Source organism: Janibacter limosus NBRC 16128 (assembly GCF_001570985.1).
In the GTDB taxonomy this organism is placed as follows: Bacteria; Actinomycetota; Actinomycetes; order Actinomycetales; family Dermatophilaceae; genus Janibacter; species Janibacter limosus.
Genome location: NZ_BCSS01000047.1, coordinates 1 through 11,892, shown reverse-complemented (window position 1 = coordinate 11,892; position 11,892 = coordinate 1). Strand labels below are relative to the sequence as shown.

Below are 11,892 nucleotides of genomic sequence, written 5' to 3'. Positions count from 1 at the left end.
TCAGCACCATGACACTTCCCCCGCTCGTCGCCCCCGGGCCGGCGCTCACCGGGGACCAGGTGAGCCGCTACTCCCGTCACCTCCTCATGCCCACGATCGGCGAAGGGGGTCAGCGTCGCCTCCTCGCGGCCAACATCGCGGTCATCGGTGCCGGTGGCCTCGGCTCGCCCTCCCTGCTGTACCTGGCCGGTGCCGGGGTCGGTCGGATCACCGTGGTCGACGACGACGACGTCGACGAGACCAACCTCCAGCGTCAGGTCATCCACGCCACGGCGGATGTCGGTCGACCCAAGATCGACAGCGCGCTCGAGCGAGTCCGCGCCCTCAACCCCGATGTGGTCATCACGGGGGTCAGCGAGCACCTGGACGCGGACAACGCCACGAGGATCCTCGCCGATCATGACCTGGTCCTCGACGGCAGCGACAACTTCGAGACGCGGTACGCCGTCGCCGACGCGTGCGACGAGCTCGGCATCCCCCTCGTGTGGGCGGCGGTGTACCGCACGGAGGCGCACCTGACGGTCTTCTGGACCGCTGCACCGCAGGACCACCCGGCCCCCGGACTGCGCGACCTCTTCCCGACACCTCCTGCGCCGGGGTCGGTCCCCGCCTGCGGCGACGCCGGGGTCGTCGGCCCACTCGTCGGCCAGGTCGGCTCGATGATGGCGACCGAGGCGATCAAGCTCATCCTCGGCGTGGGCGCACCCCTGCTCGGACGACTGCTCTTCATCGACGTGCTCGCCGCCACCCAGCGGGAGATCCCGATCGTGGGCCGCGGACCGCGACGGGTGCGCGAGGCCGCGGCTGCCGCCGCGGCGACAGCCACCCCACCGCCGGCCGAGGCGGAGCCCTCTGTGTCGCTCCTCTCCCCCGCCGACCTCGCCACCCGACTCACCGGGGCGGACACCCCCTTCGTCATCGATGTGCGCGAGGAGCACGAGCTGGTGAGCGGCATCGTGCCCGGCGCCGTCCACATCCCCGTGGCCGCGATCACCGGCGACCCGGCTGCGAGCGCCGGCATCCCGTCGGATCGCGACATCGTCCTGGTCTGTCGGGCCGGCCCTCGGGCGCACCTCGCGGCCACGGCCCTGCGCGCGCGCGGGCTCGAGCGCCTCTTCGTCCTCGAGGGCGGCATGCTCGCCTGGCCCGACCCGACCCCGCTCACCGTGGAGACCAGATGAGTGACCCCACCCAGCGCGTCCTGCTGACCGTCGAGGAGTACCTCGACGAGCTGCTCACCACCCTGCTCGACGGGGCCGGTCCTCTCGCGGAGACCGAGGAGGTCCCCCTCGCTGAGGCGCTCGGTCGAGTGCTGGCCCGACCGGTGCGCGCTGCGGGCGACGTGCCCGCCTTCGCCAACTCGGCCATGGATGGCTACGCCGTGCACCACGAGGACCTCGTGAGCCTGCCCGTGACGCTGCGTGTCGTCGGCGCCGTGCCCGCAGGGTCGGGCGATGACCCGTCGATGCGGCCCGGCGAGTGCGTGCGGATCATGACCGGAGCACCCGTGCCGTCCGACGCCGACACGGTCGTGCCCGTCGAGGTCACCGACGGCGGCACGACCGCCGTGACGATCACGGAGGCCCGATCGCTGGGGCAGCACGTGCGTGACGCCGGCGAGGACGTGCGCGAGGGCGCGGTCATCGCCGAGGCCGGCGTCAGCATCACCGGACGGGTCCTCGGGTCGCTCGCCGCCGCAGGCGCTGCCACCGTCAGCGTCCGGCGCCAGCCGGTCGTGGCCGTCGCCGCGACCGGTGACGAGCTCATCGCGCCGGGCGGATCGCTCGTGCGCGGGCAGATCTTCGAGTCCAACGGCACCCACCTGGCCGCCACGCTCACCGAGCTCGGCGTGCAGGTGCGCGGCCCCGTGGTCCTGCCCGACGACACCTCCGGGTTCACCCTGGGTCTCGACGAGCTCGCTGACGGCGCGGACCTCGTGCTGCTCACGGGCGGCGTGAGCGTCGGCGACTTCGACGTCTCTCGGATCGTCCTGCAGGAGTCTGCCGACGGCGTCTTCCGTCATGTGCGCATGCAGCCCGGCAAGCCGCAGGGCTGGGCACGGTGGCGGGGAGTCCCCGTGATCGCCTTCCCCGGCAACCCGGTGAGCACGGCGATCTCCTTCGAGGTCTTCGGCCGCCCAGTGATCGACCGGCTGCTCGGCCGCGCACCGAGCGAGGGGCCCACACGCGCCGTTGCCGGAGCCGGGTGGCGCTCACCCGCGGGTCGTCGACAGCTGGTCCCCGTGCGCCTGTCCAGTGACGACACCGGCCGCCTCGTGGCCACCCCCACCCACCGCAGGGGCTCGGCCTCCCACATGGTCACCTCCCTCGCCGGCGCGCACGCGCTGGCGGTCGTCGCCGAGGAGATCGACTCCGTCGAGCCCGGTGACATCGTGCAGATCAGGAGCTTGTAGATGGACCACCCGCTGACCCACCTCGACCCATCCGGTCACGCCCGGATGGTCGATGTCACCGACAAGACGCCGACGGTCCGCTCGGCCACCGCGGCCGGTCGGGTGGTCACCTCCCGCGAGACCGTCGCCCTGCTGCGCGACGGCACCGTGCCCAAGGGCGATGTCCTGGCCGTCGCACGCATCGCCGGCATCCAGGCCGCCAAAAAGACCCCCGACCTGCTCCCCCTCGCCCACGTCATCGGGGTCCACGGGGCCGTCGTCGATCTGGTCATCACCGACACGGGTGTCGACATCACCGCCACCGTCCGCACGGCTGACCGGACCGGGGTCGAGATGGAGGCGCTGACCAGTGTCTCGGTCGCCGCGCTCACCGTCATCGACATGGTCAAGGGGCGCGACCGCAGCGCCCACATGAGCGACATCCGACTGCTGGAGAAGACCGGCGGACGCAGCGGCACCTGGACCCGGGAGGACTCGTGAACGACCCCACCCCCTTCGACGCCGTGGTCCTCGCCGGCGGCGCTGCCGAGCGTCTCGGCGGAGCCAGCAAGCCCGATGTCGAGCTCGACGGTCGGCGACTGGTCGACCGCGTGCTCGTCTCGGTCGCGGATGCTCGCGAGATCGCCGTCGTCGGCGATGTCGAGGTCCCCGACGGCGTGCACCGCACCCTCGAGGACCCGCCTCTGGGCGGACCCGTGGCCGGCGTGGCTGCCGGGCTCGACGCCCTGGCCACCACCGAGCCGGCCGAGTGGACGGTGCTGCTCGCCTGCGACCTGGCCGACCCCCTTCCCGCCCTCGGCCGGCTGCTCGCCGCCTGGTCCTACGCGCAGCGCAGCGATACCGTCGACACGGGCGAGCACGACGGCTGGTGCCTGGCCGACTCGACGGGGCACCCCCAGTGGCTGCTGGGCATCCACCGCACCGCATCGCTGCGACAGGCCCTCGAGCGGCTGGGCTCCCCGCGGGACCGGTCGATGAAGAGCCTCCTTGCCCAGTCCGTGCTCGTCACCGTCCCCGCGAGCGATGATGACGTGGCCGACATCGACACGTGGACCGATCACGCCCACTGGGTGGAGCGGCTGCGCAGGCAGGACCCGTCATGACCGACTTCGGGGCGACCCGGGCCCTGTGGGCCGACTGGATCGAGGACGCCTGCGCCGCAGTGGGCATCGACGCCGAGTCGGTCGACGTCGTGACGATCCACGCGATGACCAAAAAGATCGCCCACGGCTTCGAGCGGCCGATGGCGCCCGTGGGCGCCTACATCCTCGGTGTCGCCGTCGGGCACCTGCAGGAGCAAGGGCGACCCGTCGACATCGAGTCGCTGCAGCAAGCCATCGAGGCGACCATCACCGAGCGGGAGGAGCAGACATGACGACCATCAGGTACTTCGCAGGGGCTGCCGAGGCGGCCGGCACCGACGAGGAGGAGCTGTCCGGGAGCACTGTGGGTGAGGTGCTCGCCGCGGCCGAGGCCGCGCACGGCCCGCGCCTGACCGAGGTGCTGGAGCGGTGCTCCGTGCTGCACGCGGGACGCTATGTCGACGACAACTCCACCCCGGTCACGGCCGGGTCGACGATCGACGTGCTGCCTCCCTTCGCCGGGGGGTGATCGGGCAGGCTCAGCCGCCGATCGCGCTCATCGGGCGCGGCGGCTGGAGGAAGCCGGGCTCGTTGATCCCGTGCCCGGGACGCTTGAGAGCGAGGCACTCGTGCACGAGCTCGTGGATCTCCTCCTCGGTGGCCCCGGCGCGCAGCGGGGCGCGCAGGTCGGTCTCACCATTGGCGAAGAGGCAGTTGCGCAACTGACCGTCAGCCGTCAGCCGCAGCCGGTCGCAGGATCCGCAGAAGGGCATCGTCACCGAGGCGATGACACCAACCGTGGCCGGCCCGCCGTCGACGAAGAAGCGCTCGGCGGGAGCTGCACCACGGCCGGGCACCTCCGTCAGCTCGAAGGCCTCACGCAGGTTGCCGAGGATCTCCCCACCGGTGATCATCTCCGTGCGCTGCCAGGTGTGCTGGGCGTCCAGCGGCATCTGCTCGATGAAGCGCAGCTCATAGCCGTGCTCGACGGCCCACCGGACGAGGTCGACTGCTTCGTCGTCGTTGATCCCGCGCTGGAGCACGGAATTGACCTTGACCGGGCGCAGCCCGGCGTCGTGCGCGGCAGCCATGCCGGCGACGACCTCGTCGAAACGATCACGGCGGGTGATCTCGAGGAAGGTCTCAGCGCGCAGGGTGTCGAGGCTGACGTTGACCCGCGCGAGCCCGGCCTCCGCGAGCGCGCTGGCCGTCTTGGTCAGGCCGAGCCCGTTGGTCGTCATCGAGACCTCGGGAGAGCCCTCGGGCCCCTCCATCGCGGCGATGGCCCCGACGATCTCGACCACATCGGGTCGCACCAACGGCTCGCCGCCGGTCAGGCGGACCTCGGTGATGCCCGCGGTGACCGCGGCCTCGACGAGGGTGAGCAGCTCGGGAGTCGACAGCAGCTCGTCCTTGGGCAGCCACGGCAGGCCCTCGGCCGGCATGCAGTAGGTGCAGCGCAGGTTGCACTTGTCGGTCAGGGAGACGCGCAGGTCGCGGTGCAGGCGACCGTGGGTGTCGAGCAGTGGGCGAGTCATCAGCAGCTCAACCCCGACCACGCGTGCGACCCATCGGCCTCGAACTGTTGTTTCCAGACCGGCAGCTCGTGCTTGACGGCCTCGACGACGGCCCGGCACAGCGTGAAGGCCAGATCGCGGTGGGCGCTGCCCACGACGACCACGAGCGCGAGGTCACCGACGTCGAGGTCACCGATGCGGTGGGTGGCGCGCACATCCGCCTCACCCTGCGGGTCGTGCGCAGTCGTGGTCCGCGCGACGATCTCCTCGATGAACCGCTGCGCGTCCGGGTGACAGGAGTAGCGCAGGGCCACGACCTCTCCCGAAGCCTCCGGGTCATGATCACGTACCTGACCGACGAAGCTCGCGACGGCTCCGTGTGCGGGACCGCTGACGCTCGCGAGCATCGCGGCCAGGTCGATCGCGTCGGTGGCGATCCATGCTGTGCGCACCATCAGTGGTCGCCTCCGGAGATCTGGTCGAGGACATGGTCGACGAGCGGCAGCAGCACGCCCAAGCCCTCACGAACCCCGGCAGTACTGCCGGGGAGGTTGACGACGAGGGTGCCGGGTCCGCCCGGCCCCGAGTCGACGATGCCGACCAGCCCGCGGGAGATGGCGGCGAAGGGGGTGTGTCGCGCGCCCTCAGCACGGAGCAGCTCCGCCAGACCGGGGACCTCACGGTCCAGGACGCGTGCCGTGCCCTCAGGGGTGCGATCGCGCGGGCTCAGGCCGGTGCCACCCGTGGTGACCAGCAGCCGGTGACCTGCCGCGAGAGAGGCGCGCAGGACGGACTCGACCTCGTCCGCGCCGTCGGGGATCACGCTGGAGGTGACCTCGTGGCCGGCCGCCTCGAGGAGCTCACGGGCCGCCTGTCCAGAGCGGTCCTCCCGCACTCCCCGGCTGACCCGGTCGGAGACGGTGATGACATGGACCGCCGTGATGCTCACGCGGCTCCCTTCGCTCGAAGGTGTCCAGTGTCTCAAACTCGTGTGGGAAAGCGAGGACCGGCCACACCGCGTCTCACGGTGTGACCGGCCCAGGGTCCTGCTGGAGGCTCAGAGACCGAGGTCGCGGCCGATGAGCTCCTTCATGATCTCGTTGGTGCCGGCCCAGATCTTGTGGACGCGAGCGTCCTTCCAGGCACGGGCGACGCGGTACTCGTTCATGAAGCCGTAGCCGCCATGGAGCTGGACGCACTCGTCGAGGACGCCGCACTGGATCTCGGCGGCCCACCACTTCGCCTTGGCCGCATCGACCGCGGTGAGCTTGCCGGCGGCGTGCGCGACGACGCAGGAGTCGAGGTAGGCCTCGGTGACCTCGACCTTGGTCACGAGCTCGGCCAGCTTGAACTTGTTGTGCTGGAAGGTACCGATCGGCTGACCGAAGGCCTTGCGCTCCTTCGTGTACTGGATCGTCTCCTCGAGGATCTGCTTGGCGCCCGCGAGGTTGGCGATGGCATTGCCCAGACGCTCCTGCGGCAGCTTCTGCATCATCGAGATGAAGCCCATGCCCTCGGGGCCGAGGAGCCGGTCGCCGGAGACGCGCACGTTGTCGAAGAAGAGCTCGGACGTGTCGGACTCGGGCTGGCCGACCTTGTCCAGCGGCTGGCCCTTGGTGAAGCCCTCGTCCTCCTTCTCCAGGACGAAGAGCGAGATGCCCTTGGCACCCTTGGTCGGGTCCGTGCGGACCGCGACAACGGCCAGGTCGCACTGGTGGCCGTTGGTGATGAAGGTCTTGGAACCGTTGATGATCCAGTCGCCCGAGCCATCATCGGCCTTGACCGCGGTGCTCTTGAGGTTGGCCAGGTCCGAGCCACCGGAGGGCTCGGTCATGCCGATCGCAAGGATCTTCTCGCCCGCGGCGACGCCCGGGAGCCAGCGCTCCTTCTGCTCCTGGGTGCCCAGCGCCACGATGTACGGCGCGGTGATGTCGGAGTGGATCCCGAAGCACGAGCTGGTCGCGGCGTTGAACTTCGACAGCTCCTCGGCGAGGACGGCGTTGAAGCGGTAGTCCTCGATGCCGGCGCCACCGAACTCCTCGGGGATCTCCAGGCCGAAGAAGCCCTGCTTGCCGGCCTCGAGCCAGACCTCGCGCGGGATCGAGTGCTCGGCGATCATCGTCTCCGCGCGGGGGACGAGCATCCGCTCGACGAACTCACGGGCGGAGGCACGGAAGGACTCGTGGTCCTCCTCGTAGATGTTGCGGGGCATGTCCACACCTCTCTGGCACTGACGTACCGACATGTTGGCTGGGAAGACACTGGCTCAGAAACTTTGACTAAGCGCTTGCTTAGTTTCACCTCCTGAGGGCATGCTGTCAACCGTGACCCAGCAATCGCCCGCCCTCCCGGCCCACGACAATCCCACCGTCGTGCGCCTCTTCGAGGCAGCGGCTGATGCCTTCGCGGACAGGGGCTTCCACGCCACGACCACGCGGGACATCGCCTCGCGTGCTGGCTTGTCCCCCGCCGGCGTGTACGTGCACTTCGCCAGCAAGGAGGACCTGCTCTTCCAGCTCAGCCGCGTCGGGCACGTCGCCGCCCGCGACGCACTCGCCGCGGCCGCCGACGAGGCCGCCTCCCCGACGGACGCGCTGCAGGAGGTCATCTCCGAGTTCGCCCGCTGGCACGCGGAGCAGCACCAGGTGGCCCGGATCGTGCAGTACGAGTTCCGCCACCTCTCCCCCGAGCACCAACGCGAGGTGCTCACCCTTCGCCGCGAGATCGACGCCGTCGTCGAGCGGATCATCTCCGACGGAGTGGCGTCCGGAGAGTTCGACGTCGAGGACACCCGCGCCACCGCCCTCGCGGCCCTGTCGCTCGTCGTCGACGTCGCTCGCTGGTACCACCCGGGGATCAAGCGCACGACCCCCGGATCCATCGCCGAGTCCTACGGGGCCCTCGCCCTGCGCCTCGTGGGAGCACGAAGGAGAGCCTGATGCCCCGGACCGACACCTCGAGCCCACTCCCGCGCGTCGTCATCGCCGGCGGGTCCGGCTCTCTCGGAAGGCTGCTCGCACACCGCCTCGCCGAGAGGGGGCACAACGTCCGCATCATCACCCGGCGTCGAGACCCCGACCTGCCCTTCGAGCAGGTCGTCTGGGACGGGCGCACCGTCGGGGACTGGGCGCAGGTCCTGCACTCCGAGGACGAGGCAGGCGTCGCCCTGGTCAACCTCGCCGGCAAGCTCGTCGACGTGCGACCGACCGCTGCCAACATCGCCGCACTGCGCAGCTCCCGAGTGGACTCGACCCGAGCCCTCGTGGCGGCCAGCCAGCGCCTGGAGCGCCCGCTCGTCTCCTGGCTGCAGGCCTCCTCCACCGCCATCTGGTCCGACGCCCGCGAGCAGCGCGTCACAGAAACGACTCCACTGCCCGAGCCGGGCCTCCCCCAGATGACCGGTGTCGCACGACCGTGGGAGGAAGCCACCGACGGGGCCAACAGCGAGCACCTCGTCCTGCTGCGCACCTCGATCGTCCTCGACCGCGAGGCCCCGGCACTGCAGATCCTCGCGCGGCTCACGCGAGCCGGTCTCGGTGGTCGAGTCGGGTCGGGCTACCAGTGGTTCAGCTGGGTGCACCACGAGGACTGGCTGCGGATCGCGATCGCGGCACTGGGCCTCGACCCGCAGGTGCGCATCCCCGACGGTCCGCTCGTCGCGGCCGCGCCCGGGCCGGTGCGCAATGCCGACCTCATGGCTGCGCTCCGGCGCCACCTGCACCGCCCCGCCGCCCCACCGACTCCCGCCGCCCTGCTGCACCTCGGCGCCATCGCCCTGCGCAGCGATCCTGCGCTGGCGCTCACCGGCCGGCACTGCACGTCCACGGTGCTGCGCGACGCGGGCTTCGACTTCATCTACCCGGACCTCGACGCCGCGCTGACGCAGATCTACGGCTGACGGCACGTCCAATGCGCTTCGCCCTGCTCGTTCGTCTGCGGTCAGCATCGGGCGCGGTCATCGTCGGGGCGGTCGGGGCGGCCCTCTTCGGCGGCGGTGGCCTGTACCTGCTGACCCGGCCTGACCGCCGTCGCTCTCGTCGCTGATCACGACGGGGTCAGCTGACGTCGATGCCGAAGGGGGCGAGCAGCCCGAGCGCCCCGATGTGGTCGACCCGCATCCCCTCCACGCGCGCCTCGCGCACGTCGATCACGTAGTCGCGAGCGCCCCGCAGGTCCGCTCCGGTGAGATCTGCCCGCACAAAACGAGAGCCCCCGAGGGAGCACTCGTCGATGACGACGTCCTTGAGGACCGCGCCGTCGAAGTCCGCGTCCGTGAGGACGCACCGCTCGAAGCGGGCACCGGTGAGGTCGAGACCACTGAAGCTGCCCATCGACAGCTGGCAGTCCACCCAGGTGCACGGGTCCGGCGAGAGCATTGGTTCGCGCAGCATCGACCATGACGTCGCGAGGGCCTTGCAGCCGACGAAGGTGCACCCGTCGAGCACCGAGTCGGGCAGACGCACCCGCGACAGGTCGAGGCGCTCGATCGTGCACCCCTCGAGGCTCACCCCGGAGAGGATCCCGCCGGCCCAGCTCGCGTCACGCAGGGTGCAGCCGATCAGCTCGACCCCCGTCAGCCGTTGCCGGTCGTCGAGGCTCCCGGTGAGGACCTCGTCGACGATGCTCGTACGGCCGTCGACCTGCTCGAGGAGTGAAGGCATGCCCGCACGCTACCTGCGCGGGCCGACTCCCCTTCGTCCTTCCGGGACCGGACAATGGTCCGGTGCGTGTCTTTGCGGCAGTCGTCCCGTCACCGGAGGCCCATGTCGACCTCGACGCCTTCGTCGAGCCACGGCGTGCCGTGGACTCGCCCTGGCGCTGGACGCCCTCCCACCTGTGGCACGTGACACTCGCCTTCCTGGCCGAGGTGCCGCAGGGGTCGGTCGACGACGTCGTCGAGGAGATCGCGGCAGTCGCCGACTCGACCGCCCCGATCCCCCTGCGACTCCAGGGCGCCGGCATGTTTCCGCACGCGGCCGAGGCACGCGTCATGTGGACGGACATCCGCTCCAAGCACCCACACGGGCTCACTGACCTGGAGCGGCTGGCTCTGCGGACCCGGACCGCGTGCTCCCGGATCGGGGTGCCCACCGCAGGAGGCGACTACCGGCCACACCTCACGCTGGCACGCACCCGTCGGCCCATCGAGGCGACGCACTGGCTACGGGCCATGGAGTCCTACTCCGGCCCGGACTGGCTCGCGCACGAGGTCACCGTCTTCGTCTCCCGGGCCAACCGCTCGGGCCGGCCGTACTACGAGGCCGAGGCCCGTCTCCCCCTGTGCCGGAGATGACGCAGGGCGTTCGCCCCCGATGAAGGGGGCGAACGCCCTGTCGTACCAGCGCTCGCTCAGTCGCGGGTGAGTCGACGGTGCGTGACGCGGTGCGGACGCGCCGCGTCCGCGCCCAGACGGTCGACCTTGTTGGCCTCGTAGCCGTCGAAGTTGCCCTCGAACCAGTACCAGCTGGCGGGGTTCTCCTCGGTGCCCTCGTAGGCGAGGATGTGCGTCGCGACCCGGTCGAGGAACCACCGGTCGTGAGAGATGACCACGGCACACCCGGGGAACTCCAGCAGTGCGTTCTCGAGCGACCCGAGGGTCTCGACATCGAGGTCATTGGTCGGCTCGTCGAGGAGCAGCACATTGCCGCCCTGCTTGAGGGTGAGCGCGAGGTTGAGGCGGTTGCGCTCACCACCGGAGAGCACCCCTGCCTTCTTTTGCTGGTCCGGGCCCTTGAAGCCGAACTGGCTGACATAGGCGCGCGAGGGGATCTCGACCTGTCCGACCTGGATGTGGTCGAGCCCGTCGGAGACGACCTCCCACACATTCTTGTCAGGGTCGATGCCGCCGCGGTTCTGGTCGACATAGGACAGCTTGACCGTGTCGCCGATGTCGACGACGCCGGCGTCCGGCTCCTCGATGCCGACGATCGTCTTGAAGAGCGTCGTCTTGCCGACACCGTTGGGGCCGATGATGCCGACGATGCCGTTGCGCGGCAGGGAGAAGGACAGGTCCTCGATGAGCACCCGGTCGTCGAAGCCCTTCTTCAGGCCCTTGACCTCGATGACCTTGCTGCCCAGGCGCGGGCCCGGCGGGATCTGGATCTCCTCGAAGTCGAGCTTGCGCGTGCGGTCGGCCTCGGCGGCCATCTCCTCATAGCGCGCGAGTCGCGACTTGGACTTGGTCTGGCGCGCCTTGGCGTTGGAGCGGACCCACTCGAGCTCGGACTTCAGCCGCTTGGCGAGCTTCTGGTCCTTCTTGCCCTGGATCTGCAGACGCTCCTGCTTCTTTTCCAGGTAGGTCGAGTAGTTGCCCTCATAGGGATAGAGGCGACCGCGGTCGACCTCAGCGATCCACTGCGCGACGTTGTCCATGAAGTACCGGTCGTGCGTCACAGCGACGACGGCGCCTGCGTAGTCCGCCAGGTGCTGCTCGAGCCAGAGGACGGACTCCGCGTCAAGGTGGTTGGTGGGCTCGTCGAGGAGCAGCAGGTCAGGCTTTTGCAGGAGCAACTTGCACAGGGCCACCCGGCGACGCTCACCACCGGAGAGGTTGGTGACGGGGCTGTCCGGCGGCGGGCACCGCAGCGCGTCCATCGCCTGCTCGAGCTGGGAGTCGAGGTCCCAGGCGTCGGCGTGGTCGATCTCCTCCTGGAGCTTGCCCATCTCCTCCATGAGCGCGTCGAAGTCGGCGTCCGGCTCGCCCATCTCCTCGGAGATGGCATTGAAGCGGTCGAGCTTGGCCTTGATCTCGCCAGCGCCCTCCTCGACATTGCCCAGGACCGTCTTGTCCTCGTTGAGCGGCGGCTCCTGCAGCAGGATGCCCACCGTCGCGCCCGCCTTGAGGCTCGCCTCGCCGTTGCTCGGCTGGTCGATCCCCGCC

General features: G+C 70.3%; 16 protein-coding genes. 10 read left to right on the top strand and 6 right to left on the bottom strand.

The window, feature by feature from the left end; all coding sequences use genetic code 11:
* The first annotated feature begins 8 nt into the window (after positions 1–8).
* From JLI01S_RS14420 to JLI01S_RS14395, 6 genes are read left to right on the top strand one after another with little or no spacing between them, the layout of a single operon-like run.
* A complete protein-coding gene (locus JLI01S_RS14420) occupies positions 9–1,181 on the top strand; it encodes a ThiF family adenylyltransferase (RefSeq protein WP_068265858.1) in 1,173 nt (390 codons plus the stop codon).
* A complete protein-coding gene (locus JLI01S_RS14415; protein WP_068265857.1) occupies positions 1,178–2,413 on the top strand; it encodes a molybdopterin molybdotransferase MoeA in 1,236 nt (411 codons plus the stop codon). The genes JLI01S_RS14420 and JLI01S_RS14415 overlap by 4 nt, the downstream gene beginning before the upstream one ends.
* Positions 2,414–2,893: a cyclic pyranopterin monophosphate synthase MoaC gene (gene moaC, locus JLI01S_RS14410; RefSeq protein WP_068265855.1), complete on the top strand. Its 480-nt coding sequence runs from the start codon at positions 2,414–2,416 to the stop codon at positions 2,891–2,893.
* On the top strand, positions 2,890–3,516 hold the full coding sequence (gene mobA / locus JLI01S_RS14405) for a molybdenum cofactor guanylyltransferase (RefSeq protein WP_068265853.1): 627 nt from the start codon (positions 2,890–2,892) through the stop codon (positions 3,514–3,516). Before moaC ends, mobA begins: the two co-directional genes overlap by 4 nt.
* The gene (locus JLI01S_RS14400; protein ID WP_068265851.1) at positions 3,513–3,788 is read left to right on the top strand and encodes a DUF6457 domain-containing protein; all 276 of its coding nucleotides are present in this window, start codon (positions 3,513–3,515) and stop codon (positions 3,786–3,788) included. The genes mobA and JLI01S_RS14400 overlap by 4 nt, the downstream gene beginning before the upstream one ends.
* The gene (locus JLI01S_RS14395; RefSeq protein WP_068265849.1) at positions 3,785–4,024 is read left to right on the top strand and encodes a MoaD/ThiS family protein; all 240 of its coding nucleotides are present in this window, start codon (positions 3,785–3,787) and stop codon (positions 4,022–4,024) included. The genes JLI01S_RS14400 and JLI01S_RS14395 overlap by 4 nt, the downstream gene beginning before the upstream one ends.
* Before the next feature lie 10 nt (positions 4,025–4,034).
* Here the strand turns inward: JLI01S_RS14395 and moaA are convergent, their stop codons facing one another.
* From moaA to JLI01S_RS14375, 4 genes are all read right to left on the bottom strand, one after another.
* Positions 4,035–5,033, bottom strand: a complete 999-nt coding sequence (gene moaA, locus JLI01S_RS14390; RefSeq protein WP_068265847.1) for a GTP 3',8-cyclase MoaA — start codon at positions 5,031–5,033, stop codon at positions 4,035–4,037.
* Positions 5,033–5,467, bottom strand: coding sequence for a molybdenum cofactor biosynthesis protein MoaE (locus JLI01S_RS14385; RefSeq protein ID WP_068265845.1), 435 nt, complete (start codon positions 5,465–5,467; stop codon positions 5,033–5,035). Before JLI01S_RS14385 ends, moaA begins: the two co-directional genes overlap by 1 nt.
* Entirely contained in the window at positions 5,467–5,961 is a 495-nt protein-coding gene (locus tag JLI01S_RS14380) for a MogA/MoaB family molybdenum cofactor biosynthesis protein (protein ID WP_068265843.1), read from the bottom strand. The genes JLI01S_RS14385 and JLI01S_RS14380 overlap by 1 nt, the downstream gene beginning before the upstream one ends.
* A gap of 108 nt (positions 5,962–6,069) precedes the next feature.
* Positions 6,070–7,224, bottom strand: a complete 1,155-nt coding sequence (locus JLI01S_RS14375) for an acyl-CoA dehydrogenase family protein (protein ID WP_068265841.1) — start codon at positions 7,222–7,224, stop codon at positions 6,070–6,072.
* A 112-nt stretch (positions 7,225–7,336) separates the two neighbouring features.
* Between JLI01S_RS14375 and JLI01S_RS14370 the strand changes: the two genes are divergently transcribed.
* Genes JLI01S_RS14370 through JLI01S_RS17670 form a run of 3 tightly spaced genes read left to right on the top strand, consistent with a single transcriptional unit; the run spans position 7,337 to position 9,056 of the window.
* The gene (locus tag JLI01S_RS14370; RefSeq protein ID WP_245634640.1) at positions 7,337–7,951 is read left to right on the top strand and encodes a TetR/AcrR family transcriptional regulator; all 615 of its coding nucleotides are present in this window, start codon (positions 7,337–7,339) and stop codon (positions 7,949–7,951) included.
* Positions 7,951–8,910: an epimerase gene (locus tag JLI01S_RS14365; protein ID WP_068265839.1), complete on the top strand. Its 960-nt coding sequence runs from the start codon at positions 7,951–7,953 to the stop codon at positions 8,908–8,910. The genes JLI01S_RS14370 and JLI01S_RS14365 overlap by 1 nt, the downstream gene beginning before the upstream one ends.
* A gap of 11 nt (positions 8,911–8,921) precedes the next feature.
* Entirely contained in the window at positions 8,922–9,056 is a 135-nt protein-coding gene (locus tag JLI01S_RS17670; RefSeq protein WP_281177469.1) for a hypothetical protein, read from the top strand.
* A gap of 11 nt (positions 9,057–9,067) precedes the next feature.
* Here JLI01S_RS17670 and JLI01S_RS14360 read toward each other — a convergent pair whose 3' ends face one another.
* Complete coding sequence (locus tag JLI01S_RS14360; protein ID WP_068265837.1) at positions 9,068–9,673, bottom strand: pentapeptide repeat-containing protein; 606 nt, start codon at positions 9,671–9,673, stop codon at positions 9,068–9,070.
* Positions 9,674–9,735: 62 nt separating this feature from the next.
* Between JLI01S_RS14360 and thpR the strand changes: the two genes are divergently transcribed.
* The gene (thpR, locus tag JLI01S_RS14355) at positions 9,736–10,305 is read left to right on the top strand and encodes an RNA 2',3'-cyclic phosphodiesterase (RefSeq protein WP_068265835.1); all 570 of its coding nucleotides are present in this window, start codon (positions 9,736–9,738) and stop codon (positions 10,303–10,305) included.
* 56 nt (positions 10,306–10,361) lie between these two features.
* On the opposite strand, the gene ettA is transcribed toward thpR, so the two are convergent.
* Positions 10,362–11,892: energy-dependent translational throttle protein EttA (gene ettA, locus JLI01S_RS14350; protein WP_068265833.1), on the bottom strand; the 1,531-nt coding region annotated here is incomplete at its 5' end.

Excerpts from the sequence above, each read along its gene's own strand:
- JLI01S_RS14420 (WP_068265858.1), top strand. The coding sequence starts at position 9 with ATGACACTTCCCCCGCTCGTCGCCCCCGGGCCGGCGCTCACCGGGGAC.
- JLI01S_RS14415 (WP_068265857.1), top strand. The coding sequence starts at position 1,178 with ATGAGTGACCCCACCCAGCGCGTCCTGCTGACCGTCGAGGAGTACCTC.
- moaC (WP_068265855.1), top strand. The coding sequence starts at position 2,414 with ATGGACCACCCGCTGACCCACCTCGACCCATCCGGTCACGCCCGGATG.
- JLI01S_RS14400 (WP_068265851.1), top strand. The coding sequence starts at position 3,513 with ATGACCGACTTCGGGGCGACCCGGGCCCTGTGGGCCGACTGGATCGAG.
- JLI01S_RS14395 (WP_068265849.1), top strand. The coding sequence starts at position 3,785 with ATGACGACCATCAGGTACTTCGCAGGGGCTGCCGAGGCGGCCGGCACC.
- moaA (WP_068265847.1), bottom strand. The coding sequence starts at position 5,033 with ATGACTCGCCCACTGCTCGACACCCACGGTCGCCTGCACCGCGACCTG.
- JLI01S_RS14385 (WP_068265845.1), bottom strand. The coding sequence starts at position 5,467 with ATGGTGCGCACAGCATGGATCGCCACCGACGCGATCGACCTGGCCGCG.
- JLI01S_RS14375 (WP_068265841.1), bottom strand. The coding sequence starts at position 7,224 with ATGCCCCGCAACATCTACGAGGAGGACCACGAGTCCTTCCGTGCCTCC.
- JLI01S_RS14365 (WP_068265839.1), top strand. The coding sequence starts at position 7,951 with ATGCCCCGGACCGACACCTCGAGCCCACTCCCGCGCGTCGTCATCGCC.
- JLI01S_RS17670 (WP_281177469.1), top strand. The coding sequence starts at position 8,922 with ATGCGCTTCGCCCTGCTCGTTCGTCTGCGGTCAGCATCGGGCGCGGTC.
- JLI01S_RS14360 (WP_068265837.1), bottom strand. The coding sequence starts at position 9,673 with ATGCCTTCACTCCTCGAGCAGGTCGACGGCCGTACGAGCATCGTCGAC.